Here is a 26,645-nt window from a genome sequence, read left to right as displayed (position 1 = left end):
GTTCCCGGGACTTTTGTTGATCCGCTAAAGATGCTGGCTGGCGTCACGAATGTGAGGTGACATTGATTGCTTGTTGATGCTGTCCCTCCCTGAGGGCATTCGGCTGCAACCGAAATCCGAAGTACGAAGGACCCATTCAGTTCCAATGGCATTGTGCTGGTCGGTGGTTCGCGTTGTCACCGCGTCCTATTCGCCGCGCGTGTCGTTGGGGTTGCCCGCTTGGTGACGGTGCTGGTACTGCGCCGCCCGGCAGGACGTTGTGGCCGAGCTCTGTACGCCTGGCTGCGTTGCTGGCGTTCTGCTGCGTATTCGGGAGTCGGTTCGGCGTCCAGGTCCGATATCGGCACCCTTTCATCGCATGTCGGGCACACGCCGTCCAGGCCGACTTCGGTTCCGCACGTGCGATGCGTGGTGCGTATCGCCAGCGGTTCGTCCTCGCTCTTGCACCATGTCTCGGCCCACGCCCGATAGGCAAGCATGACGGGAAAGAAGTCGCGTCCCATCGGGGTCAGCACGTACTCATAGCGTGTCGGGCGCCGGCTGTAGATGCGCCGTTCGACCATCCCGTCGGCCTCCAACCGTTTGAGTCGAGCCGAGAGCATCTGGGCCGTGGCGCCGGTTTGCGCGTGCATCTCGTCGAAGCGACTGCAGCCTGCGAACAGTTCCCGCACGATCAGCATGGTCCAGCGATCCCCGACGATGGCTGTCGATCGTGCGACCGGGCACAACGTGTCCGCCTCGGCGCCGCCCCATCTCGCTGCGCCCATCCCTTTACTCCACTCTGCCTAGTCACTTGTAACTATGATTTTCATAGTCTACCCTCGGTGCCTGGGTGTCAATACGACTCGAGATCGGGCTCGGTCTCGCGCAGGCTGCCCAGGGGGTAACAGTGAAGGAGTATTCGAGATGCAACTGATGGCCACGGCCACCTGGAACCCCGAGGGACCGCAGGGGCCCCGCCCACCGGCCTCCGAGAGGCCGAATTCCAGGCGTGCGTGCCCTTTACATGGACGGATTCATCCAGCAAAGCTGGGTGTACGTCGACGGTTCGGGCTCCTCGATGATCGTCGAGGCGCCCTCAGCTACCGTCGCCGCGGACAGACTCGACACGCTGCCAATGGTCCGCGGCGGCTACCGCACAGCACCCACGATCGTGGCGCCGGCTCCCCCTGGGGCTTCGGTCCACGCAGCTGACGCTGTGACTACCTGCGACAGTCCCTGCCCTACACTCCGGCGCACAGCTCCGCCGATACGGAAAACATTGCTGCGCGATCTATTACGCGCATGAAAGGATATACCAATGCCATTCGCTCGAATCGACCTCGTAGAAGGGCAATCCGACGAGTATCGCCAAACGATCGGCGATGTCGTCTACAACGCGATGGTCGACACACTCGGCGTGCCTGAAGGGGATCGCTTCCAGGTAATCAGTGAACATCGCGCGCAGAACTTCATCTTTGACCCCCACTACCTCGGCATCAGCCGGTCGAATGACTGCGTGTTCATCCAGGTGACGCTGCTGGCCGGCAGAACCGTGGACAAGAAGTCAGCGTTTTACAAAGCCATCGCGGACGGCTTGCACGAGCGTCTCGGGATGCGACGCGAGGACATCGTTATCAATCTGGTGGAGAACACCAAAGATAACTGGTCCTTTGGCAACGGTGAAGCTCAGTACGCGACATAGGCCAGCTGATTCAGAGCCGACAAGGGATGTCATGCCGTCACTGCAGATAGATGTGCCCGCTCGTCTCGAGTCCGGGCCTAAACGCTTGCTGGCCAAACGATTCGGGCTAGCGTACGCGGCCACAATGGACGCTGATCCGGAACTGGTTACGGTCTCGATACACGATCTGGGTGAGGGGTCCGTGTGGCGCTGCACCGCCGACGAACCTCACCCACACACCTTGATCATGTGCGACGTTCGCCGCGGCCGATCAGCCGAAACTCGCGCCGCACTGGCGCGCCAACTCATCGAGATTTGCGCCGATGTCCTGGGCCTGGACCGCTGCAGTGTCAAAGTGGAGTTCACCCAGCACAGTGGAGATGAAATGTTCCATCCCCACCTCGGCGGATTCAACACCGACTGGACAGCGCCCAACCCCAACACCTCCGACCCGACGTAACAGGCCGGTGGCTAAGGTCGCACGCGGCAACAACCGGCGGTTGGAGATCAGCCCAGTGAAATGATCGTGATTTCGATGACCACGACGAATACCCTCGACCCCGCTATCGCCGATCACCTTTCGCCGTGAACAACTGTGATCTCGACGCCGCCATGAGCACGTTGGCTCGCGATGCGCTGCTCAACGGCAACAGGCGCGAATTTGGAGGCACCAGCACATCGGTGCGTTTTTCGCTAAAGCGTGCTAGACGTCGTCGACAACGCCGGAATATGGTGCCTGCGTTGTAAATTCGACGGCGACTACGACAAAGCCGGACTGCCCGACCCACTGATCATGACGACTGACGTCCGTGTGCGCGATGGTCTGATCGTCACGCTGTTCATCATCACCAACACCACCCCGCAGTACTAGCCGGCGCCAGATCGAACCGCAACCCTGCACCGAAATGTCTACAGTGCAAACTGTGACATTGACAAATGGCACTATTGGTGGTGGTGTTTCCACCGTGACGACCACCGAGATACCGCGCCGTCCCACCTTGCGTGCCGTGGCGGCGGCGACGATCACGCGCTGGACGCTGGGGTGCCTGACGAGCGTGATTCCCGCGAACGAACCGGGCGTCTGGTTCGGACGCGGGTTGATCGCCACGATTATGGCCGCGGGTGGGTCCATGCCGGCCGGGGCGAAGATCATCCCGGTGCGCACGCCGCGGGTGCGGGGCGAATGGGTCCTGGGTCCGGGGGTCCAATTCGGTTCCCGGGCAGGCTATTACGTGCACGGAAGCGCCTTCGTGCTGTGCTCTACCGCGACCCACCGCAAGCTGGTCGCCCGGCTGTCGGAGGCCACAGGACTGCCGTTCTTCGTCGTCGACTACCGATTGGCGCCCCGGTATCGCTTCCCGACGGCTGCCGAGGACGTCGAAGCCGGCTACCGGTGGCTGCTGGCGCAGGGCTACGCAGGATCGGACGTCGTGATCGGCGCCGACTCGGCGGGCGGGCACCTCACCTGTGACATGTTGCTCGCTCATGCCCGCCACGTCGCCTTCCAGCCCGCGGCAGTGGTGCTGTTCTCGCCACTGATCGACCTGACCATGACGTTGGCCAAGCAGCAGGAGAAGACGCGCCGCGACCCGGCGATGTCGGCGGACGCGGCCGCCAGGATGGTGGGGCTCTACACCCACGGCCAGGACCCGCTCCATGTGCGGCTGCGCCTGCGCTTCACCGACGCGCAGCTGCTCCCACCGATGCTGATCCAGGTCGGCAGTTTCGAGATGCTTAGCGCCGACGCACGCCATTTGCACGCCGAACTCCAAATGTCCGGCGGCCGAAGCACCTTGGAGGTGTGGCCGGGGATGGTGCACGTCTTCCAGGCACTGCCCAAGGTGGCACCGGAAGCGACCGCAGCGCTGCGCCGGGCAGCCGCCTTCGTCGCCGAACACTTAGCCGACGGCCAACACCGGGTCGATGAGCTTCAGGAGATGGGCTAATGCTTGGAATCGACACCGCGCTTCGCGCGCTGCGCGGCCCGAGACGCACCACCGCCGCGAACGCGGTAATCACCGGCGCGGGCAGCGGCATCGGACGGGCGTTCGCCCTCGAACTGGCCCGCCGTGGCGGCCGCGTCGTCTGCGCCGACATCGACTCGGACCGCGCCGCGGATACGGTCACGCTGATCGAGGCGCTGCCCACCGGCACTGGACACGCGGTGCAGTGCGACGTGTCCGACCGCGCCGCGGTCGAACTCCTGGCCAAGCAGGCGCAGCAGATCTTCGACGGCGCACCGACGCTGGTGATCAATAACGCCGGCGTCGGCATTGGTGGAAAACCCGTCGGCGACATCGGATTCGACGATTGGGACTGGGCGCTGGGGATCAACTTGTGGGGGGTGGTCTACGGATGTGAGGTCTTCACTCCGATGCTGCGCACCGCCGGTCGCGGTGGCATCATCAACGTGGCCTCGGCAGCGGGTTTCGCTGCGGCACCGTCGATGGCCGCCTACAACGTGTCCAAGGCCGCGGTGATGTCGCTGTCGGAGACGCTGGCCGCCGAACTGAGCGGCACCGGGGTCGCGGTGACGGTGCTGTGCCCGACCTTCGTGAAAACCAACGTGTTCCAAGACGGCCGCATCACCCCGTCCTCAATGAGCCTGAGCCAGCAGCTGGCCCGCCTCACCGGGCTGTCGGCCGACAACGTCGCCGTGCGCACTCTCGACGCCCACGACCGCGGCCGGCTCTACGTCGTCCCGCAACTCGATGCCACCGTCATCTGGCACCTCAAACGCCACTTCCCGGCGCTCTACGTCCGCGGCGCCGGACTGCTCGGCCGCCTGCTCCCCGACGACTGAAAGGAACCGCTTGTGGCGATGGATCTGGACAACATGCTGCAGAAGATCAAGGACAAGCAGTGGGCCCTGGTCGACATCGACTGGGACGCACCCGGTGCCGAACTCGTCGACGACGAATTGTGGGCCAAGCTCAAACCGTTCATGACCGACCTGATGTGGATCGAGAACGTCGGCGCCCGCGGATTCGCCGCGCTGGCCAAGAAGGCCCCCACCCCGACGCTGAAGAGCATCTACGAGCACTTCCACGCCGAGGAACAAAAGCACGCCAACGCCGAACTGGCCCTGATGCGCCGCTGGGGCATGCTGGACAACGACGAGATCCCGCCGCCGAGTGTCAACGTGCAGCTGGTAATCACCTGGCTGGACAAATTCTCCGACGGCATGTCGCTGTCGATCCTGGGCACCGTCATCCCGATGCTCGAAGTGGCCCTCGACGGCGCACTGATCAAGTTCATCACCGACGAGGTCAAAGACCCGGTGGCCCAGGAAGTGTTCAAACGCATCAACTCCGACGAATCCCGGCACCTGGCCGTCGATTTCGAGGTGATGGACATCCTGGGCCACGCGACCGCGCGCAAACTGGCTGTCGAGTTCGTCGGCAGCTGGATGAACCCAGCGCTTCTCATCGGCACCCTCAGCTACTTCCCGCTGCTCAACAAGATGCGCGACAACATCGTCGCCATGGGCGTCGATGAAGAGAAGCTGTACCAGGCCATGCGTCGATTCCGCAGTGTCGGCCAGCGAAGCGACTTCGTGTACCGGGTTCCCATGTACCGATTCATCTCCTGGCACAGCAAGAAGGTGATCGATCGTGGTTCGAAGTACCACTGGCTGGCGGACTCGTTGGTGAAGATCACCGGCGTCATCCCGATGCCGTTGGTGCGCTACACCCCGACGTGGTCGGACGAACTCACCTACGAGCCCGTGGCATAGGAGACGCTGATGACTCTCACCGTAGCGATCATCGGCGCCGGTTTTGCGGGCATCGGCGCGGCCATCCGGTTACAACACCAGGGCATCACCGACTTCGTCATCTACGAACGCGACACCCGGGTGGGTGGCACTTGGCGGGACAACACGTATCCGGGTGCGGCCTGCGACATCCCGTCGCGGCTGTACTCCTATAGCTTTGCGCCCAACCCGGATTGGTCACACACCTACTCGGCCAGTGGCGAGATCCTGCAGTACATCGAGCGGATGGTCGAATCGGCCGGGCTGGCCGCGCAGATCCGCTTCGAACACACCGTCACCGGCGTGGTGTACGACCAAGCCGCGGGGGAGTGGGCGGTGAAGTTCAAGGGCCGCAAACCGGTACGGGCCCGCACCGTGATCGTGGCTTCTGGGCCACTGGCCAACCCCAGCCTGCCCGACATCCCGGGCATCGAGACCTTTGCGGGCAAGACGATCCACAGTGCCCGTTGGGATCACGACTACGACTTCACCGGCAAGAAGGTCGCCGTCGTCGGTACCGGCGCCAGCGCCGTGCAGATCGTCCCAAAACTGGTCAAGACCGCCAGATCTGTCAAGGTGTTCCAACGCACGCCGGGCTGGGTGCTTCCGCGGGTCAACACCCGCACCGCCGACTGGACTCGGCGCCTCTACGCCACGGCGCCCTTGGCGGAGAAGGCCGTGCGGTCGGCGTGGTTCTGGGGTCACGAATCGGTGGCCCTCGGCGTGGTGTGGGAGAGCCCGTTCACCCGCCTGGTGGAAGCGATCAGCCGGGCCAATCTGCGCCGACAGGTGAAAGATCCGTGGCTGCGCCGCCAATTGACACCGGACTTCGCGGCGGGGTGCAAGCGGCTGCTGATGACCAGTGATTACTACCCGGCCCTGCAGGCCGACAATTGCAAGCTGGTCACGTGGCCGATCGCCCGGCTGTCGCCACGGGGGATTCGGACCGTGGAGGGCATCGAGCACCAGTTCGACGCCATCGTGTTCGCCACCGGCTTCGAGGTGTCCAAGGCCGGCACGCCGTTCGCGATCTCCGGCGTCGACGGGCGGAGCCTGGCGTCGGAATGGAGCCGCGGCGCCTACGCCTACCGCAGTGTGGCCGTGTCGGGGTACCCCAACCTGTTCTTCACCTTCGGGCCGAACTCCGGTCCCGGACACAGCTCGGCGCTGGTGTATATGGAGGCCCAGATCGGCTACATCGTCGAGGCGATCGGCACACTGCTTCGGTTCGGGTGGAAGGCGCTCGACGTCCGCCGCGAAGCGCAGACCCGCTACAACGACGACATCCAGCGCAAGTTGCGCTCCACCACGTGGAACTCCGGATGCCAAAGCTGGTACCTCACCGAGGACGGCTTCAACGCCACGATGTACCCCGGTTTCGCCACCCAGTACGTCGGGCAGCTCAAGACACTGGATTTGCAGGACTACAAGATCATCGCGGACGATCGCCACGGTGCACCCGTGCTGACCGCCTAGCATGCGATGGTGACTGAATACCGGATCGACGACCTCGCCCGGGAGGCGGGGACGACGACCCGCAACGTCCGCGTCTATCTGGACAACGGTTTGCTCCCCCGACCCCAGCGCCGTGGACGCACCGCCATCTACACCGACGAGCACCTCACCCGGTTGCAGGCAATCATCCGGCTGCTCGGCCAAGGCTTCACCGTCAAGCACATCTTGAAGTTCATCACCGGGGTGCAGCGTGGTCAGGGTCTCGTGGAGGTGCTCGACCTTACCGACCTCGGTGAACTCGTGACGGAGCCGTTCTCGCGCGCGAAGCCGCTCACCATGACACGAGCCCAGCTGGAAGCACGCCTCGGCCCGCTGTCGGACGCGACCGTGCAGCAGTTGATCGCCAGTGACATCCTCGAATCCACCGACGACGGGGAGTCCTATCTCGTTCGCGATCGCGATCTGATCGATGACTTCGCCAAGCTGGTCTCACGCAACATGCCGTTGTCAGCCATCTTGGCCACCACCGCAGCGGTCGATCAGAAACTCGACGAGGCGGCCCACGTCCTGTCGGCAGCCGCGCACGCCGAGGTGGTCCGACAACGCGGAGCCGGCTGGTATCCGGTCCATGACACCGAATTCGCCTGGGCGGCTGATCTCGTCGACGTGATGCGCCGGGTGGCCCGACGACGCGCCCACGCCAGTATGGACCGGGCACTAGACCGTGCGACGCGAGCCCAACTACGGCAATACAGAAAGCAACACGATGACGCGACCACCGAAGCGTCCAGATACGGACCCGATGATCCCAGCGCATCGATCGGCGCACCGAACACGTAGGGGACAGCTGAAGGTCCACTGCCAAACCGAATCATTACGACGTCGGTGTTGGTAGGTCTGTTCGGCGATCCGTCGAACAGCCGTGCGGGTGACCGGATTACGGCAGCGCGTGCGACCGTATCGGTCAGCTGGCCATGCCGGCGAAGAACGCGCCGGCAATGAGACCGATGATCATGGCGACTAGCACCTGCCCGAGGGCGGCGAACACGAAGACCGCACTGGTCGCCGCTATGAACAGCATCCATAGCATGCTTATCCAGAGCCGATGCGCGGTAATCAGCGTCCCCGCGGTTGGGGACACACCGACAATTCCCGCACGGTCCTGCCTTCGGATCATCGACCACCTCGACTATGAGTTCCGTCATAACTTACACCTGTCAGTGCGCTGTGTCACAGCAGTGCCAGATCGCTGCTGAACGGCCCCGCCCGTGGGGGAAAGCGCAGCATATGGGGTCTTTCGACGACGTCTCGCCGGTGCGGCAGTTGTAGAACTTTGGCCTTTTCACCGTGCCGCTTCAGGCAGCCGCGTCCGGCCTCAGTGATGCCGCCCCCGCGCGTTGGCGGGGTGTCGGCCCGTTGTGAGGTAGGTTTCCAACGGTCCGGACAAGGAACTCGGGTTCCGTCATGGCGAGCGGTGTGGCAACTCGACTGCGATGTGTCTGGATGCGAACGCGAAGGGGGCAGGAGGCATGCAGTGCTGTACCGGCTGATGAAGCGCTTCTGGATTCCAATGCTTCTTGTGGTCGTGGTCGCGCTCGGGGCCTACGCCATCGTCCGTATTAACGGGTCCGCGGGTCCGCGAGCGCCGAAGTCAGCTGAGGGATCAGGGATTACCGCGAACTTCAACCCGAAGCACATCACGTACGAGATCACCGGGTCCGGGGGCACCGCGAATCTGAACTACCTCGATGAGAACGGTCAACCGCATCTCATCGAAAACGCCTCACTGCCTTGGTCGTTCACCATCGTGACAACACTGCCGTCCATGTCGGCCAACATCATGGCGCAGGGTGACCGAAACGTCAGCGACCTTCGATGCCGGGTCACCGTCGACGGCGACGTGCGCGACGACCGGACCAGCGTCGACTTAGTCAAACCGTTCATCTACTGCTTGGTGAAATCCGTATGAGTACCCAACATTCGAAGCCCCATCGCCCATTCTTGGGGCGGATGGTCCGGATCTTCTCGCTGCCGATCATCGTGTTCTGGGTGCTCGCCGCCGTCGGCCTGGGCATCGTGGTGCCGTCTCTCGATGAGGTTGCAGCGAGCCGGTCGGTGCCGATGAGCCCGACCGATGCGCCGTCCTATCAGGCGATGTTGAACATCGGCAAGGTCTTTCAGCAGTACGACTCGGATTCTTCGGCGATGGTCGTGCTCGAGGGGAAGGACAAGCTCGGCGATTCCGCGCACAAGTTCTACGACGAGATCGTCGAAAAGCTGACTGCCGACCACCAGCATGTGCAGAACGTTCAGGATTTCTGGAGTGATCCGCTGACTGCGGCAGGCTCGCAGAGCGTGGACGGCAAGTCCGCGTACGTGCAGATCTTCCTCAACGGCTCGCAGGGCACTAGTGCGAGCCATGAGTCGGTGGCCGCTGTCCGTCAGATCGTCGCTTCGGTGCCGGCGCCGCCGGGTATCAAGGCCCACGTCGCCGGCAACAGCGTTCTCAACGCCGATACCAGTGTCGCCGGCCATCAAAGCATGGCGACGATGGAGTTGGTGTCGGTCGCCGTCATCATCGTGATGCTGCTCGCCATCTACCGCTCGGTCGCGACGATGCTGGTGTCCATGGTCATCATCGGGCTGGAACTTTTTGCCGCGCAGAGTGTTACCGCCGCAGCGGGTTATCTGAACATCATCGGTTTGACCCCGTACGCGGTGAGCATGGTGACCATGCTGGCCCTGGCCGCCGGAACTGATTATGTGATCTTCCTGCTTGGCCGATATCAAGAGGAAAGAGCAAAAGGCCTAGATCGCGAGGATGCGTTCTACGTGGCCTATCACGGTGTCTCGCACGTCATTTTGGGTTCCGGTTTGACGATTGCGGGTGCCACCATGTGCCTGACCTTCACCAGGATGCCGTACTTCAATACCATGGGTTTGCCTTGCGCGATTTCGGTCCTGGTGATCATCGCGGCGGCGCTGACGCTGGCACCGGCGGTGCTCACGGTAGGGTCCAAATTTGGTTTGCTCGACGCCAAACGTGACCTTTCGACGCGGGGTTGGCGAAAGGTCGGCACCGCGGTCGTCCGGTGGCCAATTCCGATCATCTTTGTGACCACGATGGTGGCCGTCATCGGTTTCGTCAGCCTGTTGACCTATGTACCGCAATACAACGACCAGAAGTTCACCCCGGCCAACATGCCCGCCAACCTCGCAATGGGCGTCGCAGACCGGCACTTCTCGCAGGCTCGGATGAACCCCGAATTGTTGATGCTTGAGGCCGATCACGACCTACGCAACCCCGCCGACATGCTGGTCGTCGACCGAGTCGCCAAGAACGTCGCGCATATGCGGGGTATCGATAGGGTACAGACCCTGACCCGCCCATTGGGTTCGCCGATCGAGCACAGTTCGATCCCATTTATGCTCGGTGCGCAAAATGCCGGCACCTTGCAGAGCGCCAAGTTCAACAACGACAACTCGGCTCAAATGCTTGAGCAGGCCGACGAGCTGAGCAGGACCGTCGCCAGCATGGAGCGAATGTACGCCCTCACCAAGGAGCTGACCGAAACCACGCACAGCATGGTCGGCCGCACACACGAGATGGTGGATACCACCAAGGAGTTGCGTAACAACATCGCCGATTTCGAGGATTTCTTCCGGCCACTGCGTAGCTATTTCTATTGGGAGAAGCACTGTTTCGACATCCCGATCTGCTGGTCACTGCGCTCCATCTTCGACACCATCGACGGCATCGACACGCTCAGCGACCAGCTGCAGGGGCTCACGACGGATCTGGACCGCTTGGATCAGTTGATGCCACAAATGTTGCCAATTCTGAAGTCGACCATCGACTCGATGAAGAAGATGCGCGATTTCATGATCGCGACCCACAGCACCATGGCCGGTACCCAGGCCCAGCAACAGGAATTAGCCAAGGGCGCGACCGAGATTGGCCTGTACTTCGACCAGGCCAAGAACGACGACTTCTTCTACCTGCCACCGGATGTGTTCGGCAACCCTGATTTCAAACGTGGCCTCAAGATGTTCGTCTCGCCCGACGGCAAAGCGATCCGCTACATCATCACACACCAAGGTGACCCCGCCTCAACCGAAGGCATCGCACACGTCCGCGACCTCAAGGGTGTCGTGGCCGACGCGGTCAAGAACACCCCACTATCCAATGCGAAGGTTTCGCTTGCCGGCACCGCGTCGATGTACGCCGATATGCAGGACGGCGTCAAGACCGACCTGATGATCGCTGTCATCGCGTCGATGATCCTGATCTTCGCGATCATGTTGGTGATCACCCGTAGTTTGGTGGCGGCACTGGTGATCGTCGGCACCGTGGCCGCTTCACTGGGCACCGCATGCGGGCTATCCGTGCTGCTGTGGCAGGACATCGTGGGCTTAGGCGTGCAATGGATCGTGATCCCGCTGTCCATAGTGATCCTGCTGGCAGTCGGCTCCGACTACAACCTGCTCGTCGTCTCGCGCCTCAAAGAGGAGATACACGCGGGACTCAACACCGGTATCATCCGCGGCATGGGAGCAACCGGACGCGTCGTCACCGCAGCCGGGATGGTGTTCGCGTTCACCATGATGTCGATGATCGTCAGCGACCTGCGCGTCATCGGCCAACTGGGCATGACCATCGGCATCGGCCTCGTCGTCGACACACTGATCGTGCGTGCGTTCATGACCCCATCGATCGCCGCGGCACTCGGCCGCTGGTTCTGGTGGCCGCTGAACACCTTCAAAATCGTCAAGAGGACGCGTCTCGGGCAGCATTCAGATGACAGCACCGCGCCAATCCCACGGCTCCAAACCATATGAGTGGCACCCGAACGTCTGGTCGGCCCGCGTTCACCGCCGAACCCCAGTCCAAACTCCGCCAACGCACCAATGGGCGCCTGGACCGGTCACGTGATCCCGCAATCCTCAACGCTGCCTTGCAGATTCTTGCCGAACACGGCTACAACGCCACCAACATGAACGACATCGCCGCACGGGCCGGTGTCGGTAAAGCCGCTATCTATCGCCGCTGGTCATCCAAGACGGCATTGATCACCGACGCGTTGGTCTATTGGCGACCCGATCTGTTGGACGACGAGCCGCCCGATACCGGCAGCCTATCGGGCGATCTGGAGGTCATCGTCGAGCGCGCAGCCCGCAACGACGACGACCTGATCTCCAATGATCTGATCCTGCGCGTCGGGTTGGAAGCTGCTCAGGATCCCGATCTGGCTCCTGCGCTTGATGATTTGATTCTCTGCAAAGGCCGCCGCGTGCTGTCAGCCATTTTCGCCCAAGCTGCCGACCGCGGCGAGATACCCGGGGACCGCGATTGGTCACTGGTCGCCGACGTGCTCGTGGCGATGGGTCTGCTACGGGCTGTGAGCGGACAGACCGTCGACGCCGATTTCGTGCGGAACGTCATCAATACGCTTGTGCTGCCGGCAGTCACCTGCCCCACCGGGGCGGCCGGATCCGATCGCCGGTAAGAAGTCGGCACTTGCCGCCACCAGTTGGGCGTTGCTGGGCATGCTGTCGCTCTGCCCCACCGGTGCAGTCGGCACCGCGCGCCCGCGCGACGCGCGGTCAGTGACGGGGTGTGGCAAGCCGGTCCGTGCGCCGGTCCACAGCGCCCAGGGCAGCGGTGATTGCATGAACACCGATCCACCGCAACGGATCAGGGGGCATGGGCAGCCGACGCCGCTTCGCCAATACCGACGGTGCCTCGGCTCCGGCGGTCGCCATGTCCGCGGCAACGGTTCCCAACAAGCCTGCCAGTGCCACGCCGTGGCCACAATATCCCAGCGACGCAACCAGGTTCTGGTGCTTGCCGACTTTTCCGATGAACGGCAGAAAGTTCAGATTCATGGCCACATGTCCCGACCAGAATCCTGCAATCTCGACGTCATCCAGTTCGGGGAAGCGATCGCGGAAATGACCCTCGATCTTGGCGAACGTGCGCGGCTGATGGTCTGCGAAAAAGCCACCGCCCCACCGATACCGAATGTGTCGCGACCCACCCGTAATCCGGCCATCCGCGGTGAGGCGATAGTTCTCCAGCGACTCGTGGGTGGTGTAGATACCTTCCGCGCCGCCCCAGGCGATCCGCTCACGCTGCTCGGGTGTCAGCGGCTCGGTGACGAACATGCAGTCGTTGACAGGGGTGACGTTGCCATAGCGCAACCCGAGCTGGGGCGTATGGGCATTGGTGGCGATGATGGCGCTGCGCGCCGACACGGACCCGGTGGGAGTGTCGATCAGCACACCGCGCCGGTGGTCGATGACCTCCAACGCCGGTGTGTTTTCGAAGAGTTTGGCACCTGAGTCGATCGCGGCCGCGCGCAGGCCCAGTACGTACTTTCCCGGATCCAGCACGCCTCCTCGTTCCTCGAGTGCGGCGCAGTTGACGAAGTTGGGGATGCCGCGCGCGTCGAGTTCGTCACGCTCGAGCATGCGGACTGCGGCTCCGAGCTCACGAGCTGCCGCAGTGGCTGCACGCAACCGCTCTTCGTGGCCTGGATGGATGCCGGCAATGATGTTGCCATGCGCAACGTAGTCGCAGTCGATGCGATGCTTGCTGATCATCGCCTCGGTGTGTTCGACGGCAGCATCCGCCAAACGTGCTAGCTGACTACCGGTTTCGCGGCCATAGATCTTCAAGACGCTCGGCAGATCCTTGCCAATCGTCGGGGTGAGATGCCCGGCGTTGCGGCCGCTGGCACCGAAGCCCGCGTACTGGCTCTCGATCACGACCACGTCAACCCCGGCCTGACCGAGCGCTATCGCCGCGCTCAGACCGGTATACCCGGCGCCGATGACGACAACATCGCAGATGAGATCTGCTGCAAGACAAGGGTTCGCAGCTGGCAATTGGCGCAGCCACACGCTGGGTACATAGGTGGTCACGATCTCACCGTAAGGTGTCATCGTTGACCGGAAGCCCGACGCAACTCGGTCTGTCCGACAGAACCACATCGCTGTCCGGTTTCGCCCCAAACCGACCGACGTACCAAGCGATCGCCCCACGGCCGGTTCTATGACCTAGGCGCGGCCATGAGACAACGTGCGGCGCAGTCACCGTGAAGACAGCGCGTTATGCGTCGTCGTTGCGCTCGCGCAGGGAGTGGACCATGCTCTGCAGGATCCGGAACGCATCTGACTGCTCGGCCTCGGTAAGGCCGGCCAGCATTCTCACTTCGACGGAGCGGACCGCCGCCGACGCCTTCTCGAGGCTCCGTCGCCCGCGGGGGGTGAGCCGGGCGGGAAGGACCTTTCCGACGGGTGCCTGCGCGGGCCTGGTCACAAAGCCGTCGCGCTCCAGGGCCTGAAGCAGCACGTTCATCGACTGCCGTGTTACGAACGCGCCTCGCGCCAGCTCGGAGTTCGACAAGCCCGGTCGTTGAGCCAGCAGCTCGAGGCACGAGTAGTGCGTCACGCTCATCCCGAGCGGGCGCAGCACTTCCTCCATGGCTGCGCGAAGGGCACTCGACGCTTCTTTGAGCAGGTAGCCCACTGACGTCTCCAAGTCGACGCCGACACCGCCTTGACTCATGTCAGCATTCTGACATACAGTCTACTATGTCAGGAAACTGACACATAAGTCGAAGGAGTTTTCTCATGTCTGCCACCGGTCCTGACTTCATCTCTCTTCAAACGCGCGACCTCGACGCATCCCGGGCCTTTTACGAGCAATACCTCGGCCTCGTCCGCTCGCAGGCCGGACCTGCACACGCCGTCGTCTTCGACACGAAGCCGATCGCGTTCGCGCTGCGCGACCTCGTGCCCGGCACCGACCTGGCATCCGTGGCGCAGCCCGGCATCGGTGCCGCGATCTGGCTCCACGCCACCGACGTCCAGGCCATCCATGATGCCCTCGTCGCCGACGATCACACCATCGTCTCCGCACCGATCGACGGCCCCTTCGGTCGGACCTTCACCTTCGCTGACCCCGATGGCTACCAGATCACGCTGCACGACCGCGCCTGATCGGAAAAACGTGACCGGACGACCCTCAGCCAGTTGTCGATGACAGCAAGAGGTCGGCGGTGCCGACCTACCTGAGGTTCTAATAGGCGGCTGACGCTCGCTGGTTCGGCGCGCTCACCAAACTCATGATTCTCGGTGGGCCGACGGCCTGCGGTGCCGCCGCGGTGGTCCGCCATAAGCCCGGCAACCCATCGATGACGCTGTGGCAGAAGTTTTTCCAGCGATCGCTTGCCACGCTCGCCCATCCGAGCTATATAGAAATGTATGCCGTAAGGCACAGATAATCGATGTAGATGACCAGATAGACGGGAGTGTTGGAGGTGACGGCTATGTTGATGCGCAGCGATCCGTTTCGTGACCTCGACCGCTTCACTCACCAGGTGTCAGCTACCGCGGCGCGTCCCGCGGTGATGCCGATGGATGCCTGGCGCGACGGCGAGCAGTTCGTCGTCGAATTCGATCTGCCGGGAATCGACGAACAATCGCTGGACATCGATATCGAGCGCAATGTGGTCACGGTGCGAGCGAAACGCCCCGATGTCGATCCAAGCCGGGAGATGCTGGCGACCGAGCGGGTGCGGGGTGTCCTCAGCCGACAGTTGGTGCTCGGAGACAATCTCGACACCGACCACATCGACGCGCGCTATGACGCGGGGGTCTTGCGATTGCGCATACCGGTCGCGGAGAAGGCCAAACCACGTAAGATCCCGATCAAACACGACGACAGGCAGCACGCGGCCATCAGCGCGTAGATCGGCCGGTTCGATGCTGACAGAACGGAAGTCGGTCACAACGTACCGCAGCACCGGGGCGGCGGCGACGCCCTGCACGGTCGCCGAGGGTTTCGCAATCCCGCCCGTCACGCTCCTGCTGGACGAGGACCCAGAGTTGGGCGAGTTGATCGCCGAGGTCGACGCCATCTTGCGTGATGCGGTGGCGAGGCTGCTGCGTAGGCCACGATCGCGCCAAGTGACAGGTTGTTGCGCGGCGGCCGCGCCCCGGTCGCCGAGTCGATCCTGGGCGGTGATGCTGCATCGCTGGAGTGCTCCGGCGCCCGACGTGCGCGCCGTGCAGCGCAGCCCTCCGTGACCAACATCTGCGAAAGATGGCGACACAACTGAGAAGGAAGGCAGGTGATGGCATTACAACGAGGATGACCGGGCCAGCCCGCCGGCCGGGCGCCATTCGGGGCGCTGCCTGACTCCCGATGGGGAACAGGCACGCCACTGCCACAGCCAGGCGACTCGTCTCCGGGGCGGGCGGCCCGCCCTCACACATTCCGATATGCTGTCATCGAAGCCGAAACCGTTGCGACTCAGCGCTATTCGCGAGTATCCAAATCCGGCGGGGATGATGCGATGCGCGAAGGGACTCAGCGGAAGCGGATACTCAGCGTCGCCAGGCCAAAGATCTTGCGGCCCGCCGACTTTGCACCGACGATCACGACGCCCGTGCGGGCCTCCGAGTCCAGTGACTTGATCCTGCCGCTGTATTCGATGTCGGCTCCCTGGGACGCCGACACGATCACCGGCTGGGACAGGCGCACCGCGTAGCGGGTGACCGCACCGGGATCGCCCGACCACGCGGAGCCGTATCCGGCGCCCAATGCCATGGTGAGCATTCCGTGCGCGATGACATCAGGCTGCCCCGCCATTCTGGCGAGGTTCTCGTCCCAATGCAGCGGGTTGGCATCGCAGGCCACTCCGGCGTAGTTCACCAGGTCGCCGCGGGACAGTCGGGCGTGGTGGACGGGCAACTCGTCGCCGACCGTCACGTCATCGAAGGATGGTGTTCCCGGGACGCGGGTCGTGCCAGCGTCGGCGATGCGAACCGTGCCCGCCGGGCGCACCGTCCTTTGGTAGTCCGCGTCGGAGTAGTCGATTCCGGCGAGGTTTACATCGTGCATCATTACTTGCTGCGCGACCGTCCTGATCGCCGGATCGACATCCTCAGCGGTGACGCCGACGACGGTGGTGTGCAGCGTGTGCACCCGCTCGCCGGCGGTATCGGTGAACGTATTGGTCACGGTGATCAAGTCCCTGCCGGCGATCCTGCGCACCGCCGACAGTTCGACGTCAATGTGTAGTTCGTCGCCAGCGACGATCGGTCGGTGCTGTTCGAAGACCTCTTCGGTCTGCAGATACATCTCGTAACCGATGACCACCGATTCGAACAGGTACCGGTTGGCTGCCATCGCAGGGGCCGACGTGAACGTCAGCGGAGCAACCAGATCTGAATACCCCAGCTCAGCAGCCGCGGCGAGTTTCCAGTGCGCAGGGTGATAGTCCTGCACGGCACGGGCGAACTCGCGCACCTTCTCGCGGCCGACTTGATACGTGTCGTCGATTTGGTAGTAATGGCCGACCCGCGCTTCGAGCGCCGACGCCTCTGCTGCTGCGGTCATGTATGTCCCACTTTTCTACCGGCCTGTTCACGGAGGCCGACGTACGCACACTAACGTGCCGGCCCCGGGCCACCGGAGGCCGCGACACACAAATCCAGCCCTGCCCGAGCGAGTTACCGATGACCGATGGCGTATGTCCGATGTTGCCGACACCTCTCGTCGACCGCGTAGACGATCACCTGCCTTTTCGCCCTGTTGCCGTCGATCCCGCCGAGTGCCACCCCTCCAACTGAACCACAGTACGCCGCAAGCGATTTCAGCGTAATCCGATTGACGGGGCAATGCAGCCGACGCCATTGAAGGCTAGGAGAGGTCGTCTTCGGTGACAGAGTCGTCGTTTATGGCGAGGTGGTGCAGGACTCGTTCGTGCAGGGCGGCGAGCATGTCGAGCTCGGCCGGGGTGAGCAGGTCGATGAAGTTCCGGCGGACGTCCTCCACATGCCTGGGCGCCGCCCTTTCGATGGCGGCGCGGCCCGCCGGCAGCAGCCGGACCAGGGTGCTGCGGGCGTCCTCAGGGTTGGGCTCACGGGTGATCAGCCCGTCCTTTTCCATGCGCCGTACCTGGTGGGACACCCGGCTCTTCTCCCAACCCAGTGTGGTGCACAGCTCGTGGGCAGGCATGCGGTCGCCGTCGTGCCCCGAGAGCACCGCCAGGACCTCGTAGTCGGCGCCGGACAGCCCCGATGCATGCAGGCGCCGATTCAAGTGCACGTCGAGCTGATGATGCGCGTGCTGAAAAGCCCGCCAGGCGCGGTCTTCCTGAGGGTTCAGCCAGTTCGGGTCCATCGGCCCCCATACTAGCCCCAATTGGTTGACGCGTCACCAAAGTCTCTATAAGGTAGACACGTCAACCTTTCCAGCCTCAGTCTAAGGACAGGACAACCTCATGAGCGGCATCAGCATCATCGGCACCGGAAATATGGCTCGAGCCATCGGGACGCTGGCAGTAGCGGGCGGCAACACTGTGGAGGTCATCGGCCGCGATCAGGCCAAAGCCGCCGACCTGGCCAAGGAGCTCGGCGGCGACGCCACCACGGGAGAGTTCGGCGCCGTCCCGGCCGGTGACATCGTCATTGTGGCCTTGTTGTACGCCAGCGTCGTTCCGGTCGTCGCCCAGTACGGAGACGCCCTAGCGGGCAAGGTCATCGTCGACATCAGCAACCCGTTCAATTCCGCGGCGGACGGGCTGGCCATCCCCGAAGGGACGTCGATCGCACAGGAAGTTGCCAAGGTCGCCCCGGCCAGCGCCAGTGTGGTGAAGGCCTTCAACACGATCTTCGGTGTTGTCCTGGCCCTGGGCCGCCCGCTCGACGTCTTCATGGCCGGCGACGACGTGCGCGCCAAGGCGGACGTCGCGGCGTTCGTCGAGAGCCTTGGCTTGCGCCCGCTCGACGTCGGCGGCTTGAACATGGCGCACTGGCTGGAAGCAACGGGGCTGGTGGTGATGGGTCTCGCCCGCCACGGAATGGGCAACTACGACTTCGCCCTGGGCGCCGGCGTGCCCGCCTGACCGGCACCGCAGGACCTGGTACGGCCGGGGCGTCGCACCCCAACGATAGTTGATGTATCACCGAAAGGAATCCTCGTGATGAAGCTTGGCTTCGCACTTCCGATAGTCGGGCCCGCTGTCAACAGCGCCGCTGGTCTCAGCGCGTTCTGCGGCGGACTCGAAGACCTCGGCTACGACACGCTGTGGGTCGGCGATCGCCTGGTCACGCCCGTTGAGATGCATAGCGTCTATCCGGGCAAAGAGCAGCCGTATCCGGCGCAGATGACTCGTTACCTGGATCCGGTGCTGCTGTGGACGGTCGCCGCGACGGCGACCAGGCGGGTGCGGCTCAACGCCAGCACGCTCAGCACCTTCTACTACGAGCCGGTGCACCTGGCCCGGCTGCTGACCACGCTCGACGTGCTCAGCGAAGGCCGCCTTGACGTCGGCGTGGGGATCGGGTGGATGAAGGACGAGCACGACATCGCCCGCGGCGCGGACTGGCGCCGACGCGGACGGATGCTCGATGATCTGCTGGCGTTCCTGCAAAAGTGGTGGACGACCACCCCGGTGTCCTGGGAGAGCGAATTCTTCTCCCTGCCGCCGGTCCATGCCGACCTGCGCCCGGTCCAGGCCGGCGGTCCACCCATTTGGATCGGCGGTGCCAGCGAAGCCGCGATGCGCCGGGTCGGTCGCGTCGGCACGGGCTGGCTCGGGGTCGAGGGGCTGCAGGGCGAGGTCACCGACCATTTGTGGTCGATTGCGCGCCGTGCGGCACAGGACGCCGGCCGCGATCCCGAGGCACTGAAGACGGCCATGCGGATCAACCTGGAACCGGGCACCTCCGTTGACTCTGTTGCCGGCAAGCTCGAGCGCCTTGCCGAGTCCGGTGCTGACGAGGCGATCGTGGATGCGTTCGCAATGTTCCCCACCCTTGATCAGATGCTTGACTTCGCGGGCCAGATAATCGCCCGATGGAGTGGTCATGGGCCGGCTTGATGACCTCACGCCACACCGTTTTGAGCCAGCAATCTGGCACCGCAGCACGACAGGCAGTGGGGTACGCGAGGGGGACCAATGCGCGGGTCACGCGGCTACCCTCGTCGTAGATTGTTGGCTTTGACATGAGGGGCACGGCAGTGGACTACGTTCTTGATCCCGAGCTCGCGGCCGTGGCGGCAGTGCTGCCGAAGCTGGATCTCGCTGATCTGGCGTCGGCGCGTGCGGTCGAACGACTCATTGTCGAGCAGCTGCCCAAGTACGAGGCTCGAATCCCCCTGTCTGTCCGAGACTTCACCGTTTCCGCTCACCATCACGCCGCGGAGGTCCCAGTTCGCGTCTACGCCTCCGCCGAGGTGGAGGTGCCCGCACCGGCGCTGCTCTATCTGCATGGCGGCGCCTTCGTGATGGGTGGTCTGCCGATGTCGGACTACATGGCACGGCTGCTCGTCGAGCGGGCCGCTGTGACGGTCGTGGCGGTGGACTATCGGCTGGCGCCGGAGCACCCGTATCCCGCCGGTTTGGAGGACTGCTACGCGGTTTTGCAGTGGGCCGTCGCCAACGGCACCGAACACGGAATCGATCCGCAGCGCTTGGGTGTGCTGGGCGAGAGCGCCGGGGGCGGCCTGGCCGCGGCGCTAACGCTGCTTGCTCGCGATCGCGGTGGCCCGCGCTTGGCCGCTCAGTTTCTCGACGCCCCGACCATTGATGATCGCTTGGATACTCCGTCCATGACAACGCTTTTCGACACACCGGCGTGGCAGTCGGTCAACTCCCCGCTCAGCTGGCGCTACTACCTGGAAGGCACCGCGCAACCTGGAGGCGACGATGTCCCGATCTACGCCGCCCCGGCCCGCGCCACCGTCGAGAACCTAACCGGGCTGCCGCCGGCCTATGTCACCGCCTACCAGATCGATCCGACCCGGGACGAGGGACTCGACTACGCACGCCGCCTTATCCAGGCGGGAGTGCCCACGGAGGTGCACCACTACCTGGGCGCGTTCCACCTCGCACACATCATCCCGGGGACCGCCATCGGCGCCCGGATGATCGACGACCGCATCGAGGCCGTGCGCCGACTGGTACACGCGAATTCTGTCCGGCACCGCAACGGCGCGACCGACAGCGCGACCGCCGCTCACCGGCCATAGCTGCCGCGCTTCCGCTTCTTTCAGCAAATGCATCGCGCTGGGTTCGCGCGGCACTGCCATGCTGGCGCGGAATCATGTTCGGCCGCATCGCACTGCACCAAATCAAAACTCGCTGCCCATTTTTGACCTGCCGGCGTCGAGTCATGACGGGATCGAATTCGCTTTGACAACACGGTTAGTCGTTCGGTGCGGTCACACCGCCGTGACAGCCGGGTAACCTCCGCTTGGCAGGGTGCTGCGCGTAATCGGTATCGATCGAAGGACACCGACGGGCTGCGCCACCTGTGTCGAGGGCTGGTGTCGGCGACGCAATGATGGTGTCCGCCACGCAAGGAGCGGTATGGCGAAGCGCTGGAACATGTCTCGGCGAGGATTGCTGACGCTGGCGGGCGCGGCCGCGGGTGCGGCCGCCGTAACAGGAGTCGTTGCCGAGCTGCCCCGTACCCCCGCCGCAGCACCGGCGCGTCCCCCGCGGACCATCGCGGAGGCCGGCGCGATGCTGCGGGACCGCCGCACCACGTCGGTCCAGCTGACCCAGGCAGCCCTGGCCGAGGCGAAGCGGCTGCAGCCACAGCTGAACGCGTTCATCACGCTGACCGACAAACAGGCGCTGGACGCCGCGGCAAAGCTCGACGCCGAGTTGGCCCGCGGCACCGATCGTGGCCCGCTGCACGGCATTCCGATCGTCTGCAAGGACCTCTACTCCACCGCGGGTGTGCTCACCTCGGTCGGCTCGCAGGTCTTCGCGCATCGCGTGCCGACCGAGGACGCGGCCGTGATCACCCGGCTGACGGACGCCGGTGCGGTGAGCATCGGCAAGACCAACCTCAACGAGTTCGCCGCGGGCATCGATGGCAAGAACGTCTATTACGGCGACGCGCACAACGCACTGCGCTCGGAGCGATCGCCCGGCGGCTCCTCGAGCGGGACCGGTGCCGCGGTGGGCGCGGGCATCGTCGCGGCCGGCATCGGCAGCGACACCGGCGGCTCGGTGCGAGTCCCGGCCGCATGGAACGGCATCGTCGGAATTCGGCCCACGCACGGCCTGGTCAGCCTGTACGGCGCCTTCCCGCGCGCGCCGCGGTTCGACGTCGCGGGCCCGCTCGGCCGCACCGTGCACGACACCGCGGTGATGCTCACCGCCATGGCGGGTCAAGACCCTCGCGACCCGTATTCTCGGCCGGCCCCGAAAACCGACTACCTGGCCGCGCTCGACAAGGGCGTCGCGGGTTTGCGGATCGGGCTGATCGAGGACTACAGCCTGAGCGGTCTGGATCCCGACGTGGAGGGGGCGGTGCGCCGGGTCTTGCCGCTGCTCGAGCATCTCGGCGCGCAAGTCACCACCGTGAAGGTCGAAAACCTCTCCACCATTATGGATTTCACCCCGGCATTCACGATCCTGCGCTGGGAGTTTGCTCAGGCGATGCGCGACGTCTACGGCCCGGTCGCCGACAAGAGCGTCTTCGGGCCGGTGGTACGCGCCGACATGGCCGCGGCCGCCAAACTCACCCAGGCCGACTACGACGCGGCGGTGGCGCGACGCGCGTCCGACGCGGCACCGCTGCGCTCCACACTCGACCACGTCGACCTGCTCCTGACGCCGACGATGCCTACCGTGGCGCCGCGGCTGGACACCCGGTCCGACGAGTTCACCCGCGGCCGGCGCTACACCATTCCGTTTACCTATGCGGACTTGCCGTCGATCTCGGTACCGTGTGGCCGCGGCGCCGAAGGGCTCCCGGTGGCGGTACAACTCGTGGGTCCCGAGTTCGGTGAGGCGACGCTGTTCCGCGCCGCCGCGGACATCGAGCGTCACACCAGCGATTGGTAGCCTGCCCGCGGTTACAAGCCGTTCCCGCGAGCGTATTGCATATTGCTACGCGGAATCGGCGATTCCACAGTAGGAGTGGGTGGCGTAGATCAGTGCCCGTCGGGAAAAGTCGTCGAGCCGGCGTGCCAGCGCCACTGAGTTTCTCGCCTCATCCAAATAAGTGCCGCACGCCGATGAGTGCAACGAATCCCATTGCGCCGCGATCTCATCCACCAGGATCCGATCCAGCCGGTCTATGACCGTGCGGATTTGCGCCAGCTCGGGGGCGTTCGCCGGGGCTGCACCGGGGGCGAGCCGCCACTCGGCGAATCGAAAATGTTCGATGGCGTTGGTGGCGTCAATCTGATCACGAAACACCGCTGCGACGTAGTCCGGATCGATATTCTTCCCAGCCGCCGCCGCGCTCGCGCGGTCGATCACGTGGTGTTCGCGCACCGGATCGTCCACGGCGCCGCCGGTCCTGAACTTCACGGCGGCCACGACGTCGGCCGTCTGGAGCCGGCGCGCCGCCGCGTCCACCAAAGCGTAAAGACGGCCGCAACTTTCGTTGTTCGATGAGCCCGTGGCGACCGGATGCGCCGACTCGTGCCGCCGAAACTGTCCGGGCATGAAGGTGCGTCCTCTTCTGGTTTTGTCAGCGCGTTCAGCTGTGACACAGCGTAGCGGTTGGACACGACGACGACCGGCGTACGCGTGTTTTACATTGCGCTGTCGAATGTTTCGCCAGCGCTGTCGTCAAGATCACCTACTCAGGAAGCCCCTCGAATAGGAGAATCGGGGCGTGATTCCTGCCGAAAGAACGGGGTCACGTTCTAAGCCGATGCGCTGGAGGGGGTCGCGGGCAGTGCGACGGGGCGGGCGGGGACAGCGTCGAAGGCAGTCGGGCCGACTAGATGACGACCCGGCACGTCGATCTGGTCAGATCGTTTCCGCCATCCTGGTGGCGAGCGCGTTGGCCGGGCTGTGTCTGCAGCTCGCGGTCGTGCCACTGTGGCTGCTGCCGGCGAATCCGGCCTGGGGTTGGCTCCTGGTGGCGATGGTGCCACTGACAACGCCGTTTTGGTCGCTCATCCATGAGGCGATCCACGGCAGCCTGCAGCGGGAAAGGGACCGCAACGATCGGCTCGGGCGAGTGCTCGCTATCGGCTACGGGGCGCCCTTTTCGCTGCTCAAAACGGGCCACCTGCTCCACCACCGGTACAGCCGCACTCGTCGGGATCGGACCGAGATCTACGATCCCGCCACCACGGGATGGACGACCATGGCGCCCGGTTACTATTTTCGGCTCCTCGGCGGGCTCTACTTTGCCGAAGTAGGCTCCCTGCTGCTGGTGGCCGCACCGCGTCGGTATTGGTCCCACCTGGCGCGCCGGCTCGACACGCCCGACACGGTCGCCGGCCTGGTACTGGACAGCATCAGCCGACGACACCTGCGGCAATTCCGTCTGGACGGGACAGCGGCGATCCTCCTCTACGTGGCCGCGGGCCTAGCGTATGGCCCGCACCTGTGGATGCTGGCCGCCGCCGTTGCCGCTCGCGCCGTACTGATCTCGATCGCGGACAACGCCTTTCACTACGGCACATCGTTGGATGCGCCGCTGGAGGCCATGAACCTGCGGCTGCCCTTACCGCTGGAACGATTCGTTCTCGCGTTCAACTTACATAGTGTCCACCACCGTCATCCGGGCCTGCCATGGTACGAGCTGCGGTCCGCCTTCATGGCTGACGATGACCGCTTTCACCTGGGCTGGTTCGGTGCCGTCGCGCGGCAGTTCCGTGGCCCAATCTCGGCCGAGGCGCGTACCCTTTCAACCGTCGCCGTCAACCAGACCGCGCCCTGAAGCGATGACTGTGCTTCACCGGCCGCGCGGCCACCCCAACCCGATGGGCCGACTAGTGAAGTTGCTGCTGAGTGCGGTTTTAGCGGCGTCGACCGCCCTGGTTGCCGCATGCCACTCACCGCGGCCGGACACGCATGCCGACAATCTGGACGGCATAGTCCACGCGCGCATCGTGCGTGTTTGTAGCACCGGGGATTACGAACCGTTGACTTACGTTGACTCACAAGGGCAATGGAGCGGGTTGGACATCGACCTCGCCCACGACCTGGCCAACCGGCTCGGGGTAGCCCTACAACTCGTCCAAACTACCTGGTCGAACGTCATCAATGATCTCGACAACCGCTGCGACCTCGCCATGGGCGGCATCAGCATCACCCTCGACAGGGCGCAAAAGGCACGGTTCTCCCAGCCGTACCTGCAGGACGGAAAGGCTGCCATCGCGCGGTGCGCCGAAGCCCCGAAGTACCGTGCGCTGGCAGATATTGACCAACCGGGTGTCCGAGTCGTCGTCAATCCCGGAGGAACGAACGCGGACTTCGACCGGGCCAATCTACATCGCGCGACCATCGTCGACTACGCCGACAACACCACCATCTTCGACGAAATCATCACCGGCAAGGCCGATGTGATGATCACCGACGCCACCGAAATCCGCTGGCAGGCAAAGCAACACCCTCAGCTCTGCGGTGTGGACGTCGACAAACCCTTTAACTTCGCGCAGAAGGCGTACATGATTCACCGCGGCGCAACGATGTTGCAGCAATGGGTGAATCAGTGGCTCAACCTGGTCATGCATGACGGCACCTACGCCACGATCAGTCAGAAGTGGCTGGGTATGGTGGTCGGACCGTAAGATGGCCCCAGACGAGACCTCCCCCGCGAGCAGTCAGTTCAGTGATGCAATTCGGTTGCAACTGAACAGGAATCAGCGTAATTGGGATGCCAGAACACCAATACACGTCAAGAGTAGGTTCTACGGAGTCGGCGAACGCGACCCGATGAGTTGGTTCGCCCCGTTCGAGTGGACGGACCTCGGCGAGCTCGCCGGTCGTCGGGTGCTGCACCTGCAGTGCCATTTGGGCACCGAAACGATGGCGTTTGCGCTCAAGGGTGCCCGGGCCACCGGCTTGGATTTCTCCGGCGCCGCCGTCCAGGAGGCGAAGCGGCTTGCCCGCGCGGCGCACCTGGCGATCGACTATCGGCACGCCGATGTCTACGCCGCCGTCGAGGCGCTGGCGGGGCAGCGGTTCGACATCGTCTACACCGGCAAGGGTGCGCTGTGCTATTTGCCCGATTTGGCGGGGTGGGCACGCGCGGTGTGGGAACTGCTCAGGCCCGGCGGATTTCTCTACCTGGTGGAGTTTCACCCGCTGCTCAATGCGCTCGGCCCGACCAAGGGCCAGGACGAGACGGACGATCTGTTGCTGCGCCACGACTACCTCGAGGGCCGCGGAGCCATCGAACGCGACAGTTCGCACACCTACACCGACGGACCGCCGCTGTCCGGCGACAGCGTCCACTATGAATGGCGGCACGGTCTGGGGGAGGTCGTCACGGCCCTTGCGCGCTGCGGGTTTGTCATCGACAGCCTTACCGAGACCGAGCTCTTGCCCTGGCCGCGCTGGCCGGCGATGGTCCGCACCGATTCCGGCTGGTGGGCGCTGCCGCCCACGCAACCGCGGTTTCCGGTCATGTATGGGCTCAAGGCCAGCCGGCCGGGCTAACGAACAATCCGAAAAGCCTTGTGCGACAACGGAAGGAATTTCTCACGCGGTACCCGTGCTACGCTGACCCGGGATGCCCATCGGCATCTATCCAGAATGAGAGAAGTTGAAGGTATGACACAGGGAACTGTGAAATGGTTTAACAGCGAAAAAGGCTTCGGTTTTATCGCTCCGGACGGCGGCGCAGCAGATGTGTTCGTCCACTACTCGGAAATCCAGGGCAACGGCTACAGGTCGCTCGAGGACAACCAGCGAGTCGAGTTCAACATTGAGCAAGGGGCCAAAGGCCCGCAGGCAGTCGGAGTAACTGCCGTTTAATCTGTCTCTACTG

28 protein-coding genes are annotated in these 26,645 nt (G+C 64.0%); 22 read left to right on the top strand and 6 right to left on the bottom strand.

From position 1 onward, the window contains the following. Window positions 1-176: 176 nt before the first annotated feature. Window positions 177-767: a winged helix-turn-helix transcriptional regulator gene (locus tag G6N33_RS11945; RefSeq protein WP_081662128.1), complete on the bottom strand. Its 591-nt coding sequence runs from the start codon at window positions 765-767 to the stop codon at window positions 177-179. A 533-nt stretch (window positions 768-1,300) separates the two neighbouring features. Here G6N33_RS11945 and G6N33_RS11940 point away from each other — a divergent pair. The 11 genes from G6N33_RS11940 (at window position 1,301) to G6N33_RS11890 (ending at window position 12,379) form a co-directional block, all read left to right on the top strand. After that, window positions 1,301-1,684, top strand: coding sequence for a tautomerase family protein (locus G6N33_RS11940; protein ID WP_044509156.1), 384 nt, complete (start codon window positions 1,301-1,303; stop codon window positions 1,682-1,684). Window positions 1,685-1,808: 124 nt separating this feature from the next. Then, on the top strand, window positions 1,809-2,123 hold the full coding sequence (locus G6N33_RS11935) for a tautomerase family protein (protein ID WP_231382520.1): 315 nt from the start codon (window positions 1,809-1,811) through the stop codon (window positions 2,121-2,123). Window positions 2,124-2,363: 240 nt separating this feature from the next. Beyond that, complete coding sequence (locus tag G6N33_RS11930) at window positions 2,364-2,534, top strand: hypothetical protein (protein WP_155945920.1); 171 nt, start codon at window positions 2,364-2,366, stop codon at window positions 2,532-2,534. Window positions 2,535-2,586: 52 nt separating this feature from the next. Then, a complete protein-coding gene (locus tag G6N33_RS11925; protein ID WP_269210873.1) occupies window positions 2,587-3,609 on the top strand; it encodes an alpha/beta hydrolase in 1,023 nt (340 codons plus the stop codon). Then, window positions 3,609-4,466: an SDR family NAD(P)-dependent oxidoreductase gene (locus G6N33_RS11920; RefSeq protein ID WP_044509159.1), complete on the top strand. Its 858-nt coding sequence runs from the start codon at window positions 3,609-3,611 to the stop codon at window positions 4,464-4,466. Before G6N33_RS11925 ends, G6N33_RS11920 begins: the two co-directional genes overlap by 1 nt. Before the next feature lie 12 nt (window positions 4,467-4,478). Next, window positions 4,479-5,399, top strand: a complete 921-nt coding sequence (locus tag G6N33_RS11915; protein WP_044509160.1) for a reductase — start codon at window positions 4,479-4,481, stop codon at window positions 5,397-5,399. A 9-nt stretch (window positions 5,400-5,408) separates the two neighbouring features. After that, complete coding sequence (locus tag G6N33_RS11910) at window positions 5,409-6,893, top strand: flavin-containing monooxygenase (protein ID WP_044509161.1); 1,485 nt, start codon at window positions 5,409-5,411, stop codon at window positions 6,891-6,893. Window positions 6,894-6,902: 9 nt separating this feature from the next. After that, window positions 6,903-7,712: a MerR family transcriptional regulator gene (locus G6N33_RS11905; protein WP_044512621.1), complete on the top strand. Its 810-nt coding sequence runs from the start codon at window positions 6,903-6,905 to the stop codon at window positions 7,710-7,712. Between the two features lie 697 nt (window positions 7,713-8,409). Then, a complete protein-coding gene (locus tag G6N33_RS11900; protein ID WP_044512623.1) occupies window positions 8,410-8,841 on the top strand; it encodes an MmpS family transport accessory protein in 432 nt (143 codons plus the stop codon). Further along, on the top strand, window positions 8,838-11,711 hold the full coding sequence (locus tag G6N33_RS11895; RefSeq protein WP_044509162.1) for an MMPL/RND family transporter: 2,874 nt from the start codon (window positions 8,838-8,840) through the stop codon (window positions 11,709-11,711). The genes G6N33_RS11900 and G6N33_RS11895 overlap by 4 nt, the downstream gene beginning before the upstream one ends. Continuing rightward, window positions 11,708-12,379: a TetR/AcrR family transcriptional regulator gene (locus tag G6N33_RS11890; RefSeq protein WP_044509163.1), complete on the top strand. Its 672-nt coding sequence runs from the start codon at window positions 11,708-11,710 to the stop codon at window positions 12,377-12,379. The genes G6N33_RS11895 and G6N33_RS11890 overlap by 4 nt, the downstream gene beginning before the upstream one ends. Before the next feature lie 97 nt (window positions 12,380-12,476). On the opposite strand, the gene G6N33_RS11885 is transcribed toward G6N33_RS11890, so the two are convergent. Together G6N33_RS11885 and G6N33_RS11880 are read right to left on the bottom strand one after the other, a co-directional pair. Beyond that, complete coding sequence (locus G6N33_RS11885; protein WP_163771518.1) at window positions 12,477-13,796, bottom strand: NAD(P)/FAD-dependent oxidoreductase; 1,320 nt, start codon at window positions 13,794-13,796, stop codon at window positions 12,477-12,479. A gap of 187 nt (window positions 13,797-13,983) precedes the next feature. Further along, entirely contained in the window at window positions 13,984-14,442 is a 459-nt protein-coding gene (locus tag G6N33_RS11880) for a MarR family winged helix-turn-helix transcriptional regulator (RefSeq protein ID WP_044509164.1), read from the bottom strand. A 65-nt stretch (window positions 14,443-14,507) separates the two neighbouring features. Here G6N33_RS11880 and G6N33_RS11875 point away from each other — a divergent pair, with 65 nt between their 5' ends. From G6N33_RS11875 to G6N33_RS11865, 3 genes are all read left to right on the top strand, one after another. After that, window positions 14,508-14,876, top strand: a complete 369-nt coding sequence (locus G6N33_RS11875; RefSeq protein ID WP_044509165.1) for a VOC family protein — start codon at window positions 14,508-14,510, stop codon at window positions 14,874-14,876. 329 nt (window positions 14,877-15,205) lie between these two features. Continuing rightward, on the top strand, window positions 15,206-15,628 hold the full coding sequence (locus tag G6N33_RS11870; protein WP_044512626.1) for an Hsp20/alpha crystallin family protein: 423 nt from the start codon (window positions 15,206-15,208) through the stop codon (window positions 15,626-15,628). Between the two features lie 13 nt (window positions 15,629-15,641). After that, window positions 15,642-15,965 carry a hypothetical protein gene (locus G6N33_RS11865; RefSeq protein ID WP_044509166.1) on the top strand — a complete coding sequence of 108 codons (324 nt, stop codon included), beginning with the start codon at window positions 15,642-15,644 and terminating at the stop codon, window positions 15,963-15,965. A gap of 283 nt (window positions 15,966-16,248) precedes the next feature. Here G6N33_RS11865 and G6N33_RS11860 read toward each other — a convergent pair whose 3' ends face one another. After that, entirely contained in the window at window positions 16,249-17,280 is a 1,032-nt protein-coding gene (locus G6N33_RS11860) for a fused (3R)-hydroxyacyl-ACP dehydratase subunits HadA/HadB (RefSeq protein WP_044509167.1), read from the bottom strand. A gap of 303 nt (window positions 17,281-17,583) precedes the next feature. Continuing rightward, the gene (locus G6N33_RS11855; protein WP_044509168.1) at window positions 17,584-18,066 is read right to left on the bottom strand and encodes a MarR family winged helix-turn-helix transcriptional regulator; all 483 of its coding nucleotides are present in this window, start codon (window positions 18,064-18,066) and stop codon (window positions 17,584-17,586) included. A 100-nt stretch (window positions 18,067-18,166) separates the two neighbouring features. On the opposite strand from G6N33_RS11855, the gene G6N33_RS11850 reads away from it, so the two are divergent. From G6N33_RS11850 to G6N33_RS11835, 4 genes are all read left to right on the top strand, one after another. Then, complete coding sequence (locus G6N33_RS11850) at window positions 18,167-18,790, top strand: NADPH-dependent F420 reductase (RefSeq protein ID WP_101528353.1); 624 nt, start codon at window positions 18,167-18,169, stop codon at window positions 18,788-18,790. 78 nt (window positions 18,791-18,868) lie between these two features. Beyond that, window positions 18,869-19,768, top strand: coding sequence for a TIGR03619 family F420-dependent LLM class oxidoreductase (locus tag G6N33_RS11845; RefSeq protein ID WP_044509170.1), 900 nt, complete (start codon window positions 18,869-18,871; stop codon window positions 19,766-19,768). 140 nt (window positions 19,769-19,908) lie between these two features. Beyond that, complete coding sequence (locus G6N33_RS11840; RefSeq protein WP_044509171.1) at window positions 19,909-20,919, top strand: alpha/beta hydrolase; 1,011 nt, start codon at window positions 19,909-19,911, stop codon at window positions 20,917-20,919. A 340-nt stretch (window positions 20,920-21,259) separates the two neighbouring features. Continuing rightward, on the top strand, window positions 21,260-22,750 hold the full coding sequence (locus G6N33_RS11835) for an amidase (RefSeq protein ID WP_101528354.1): 1,491 nt from the start codon (window positions 21,260-21,262) through the stop codon (window positions 22,748-22,750). 45 nt (window positions 22,751-22,795) lie between these two features. On the opposite strand, the gene G6N33_RS11830 is transcribed toward G6N33_RS11835, so the two are convergent. Next, the gene (locus tag G6N33_RS11830) at window positions 22,796-23,269 is read right to left on the bottom strand and encodes a chorismate mutase (protein ID WP_231382521.1); all 474 of its coding nucleotides are present in this window, start codon (window positions 23,267-23,269) and stop codon (window positions 22,796-22,798) included. A gap of 421 nt (window positions 23,270-23,690) precedes the next feature. On the opposite strand from G6N33_RS11830, the gene G6N33_RS11825 reads away from it, so the two are divergent. From G6N33_RS11825 to G6N33_RS11810, 4 genes are all read left to right on the top strand, one after another. Next, window positions 23,691-24,590 carry a fatty acid desaturase gene (locus G6N33_RS11825; protein WP_231382522.1) on the top strand — a complete coding sequence of 300 codons (900 nt, stop codon included), beginning with the start codon at window positions 23,691-23,693 and terminating at the stop codon, window positions 24,588-24,590. Between the two features lie 4 nt (window positions 24,591-24,594). Beyond that, complete coding sequence (locus G6N33_RS11820) at window positions 24,595-25,443, top strand: transporter substrate-binding domain-containing protein (protein WP_231382523.1); 849 nt, start codon at window positions 24,595-24,597, stop codon at window positions 25,441-25,443. Between the two features lie 145 nt (window positions 25,444-25,588). Further along, window positions 25,589-26,314: a class I SAM-dependent methyltransferase gene (locus G6N33_RS11815; RefSeq protein WP_231382524.1), complete on the top strand. Its 726-nt coding sequence runs from the start codon at window positions 25,589-25,591 to the stop codon at window positions 26,312-26,314. A 114-nt stretch (window positions 26,315-26,428) separates the two neighbouring features. After that, window positions 26,429-26,632: a cold-shock protein gene (locus tag G6N33_RS11810; protein ID WP_044509173.1), complete on the top strand. Its 204-nt coding sequence runs from the start codon at window positions 26,429-26,431 to the stop codon at window positions 26,630-26,632. Window positions 26,633-26,645: the final 13 nt, after the last annotated feature.

The sequence above is a fragment of the Mycobacterium simiae genome (genome assembly GCF_010727605.1).
GTDB classification, from domain to species: Bacteria; Actinomycetota; Actinomycetes; order Mycobacteriales; family Mycobacteriaceae; genus Mycobacterium; species Mycobacterium simiae.
Note: the sequence above shows the minus strand (reverse complement) of the source record. Positions and strands in the feature narration are given on the sequence as shown.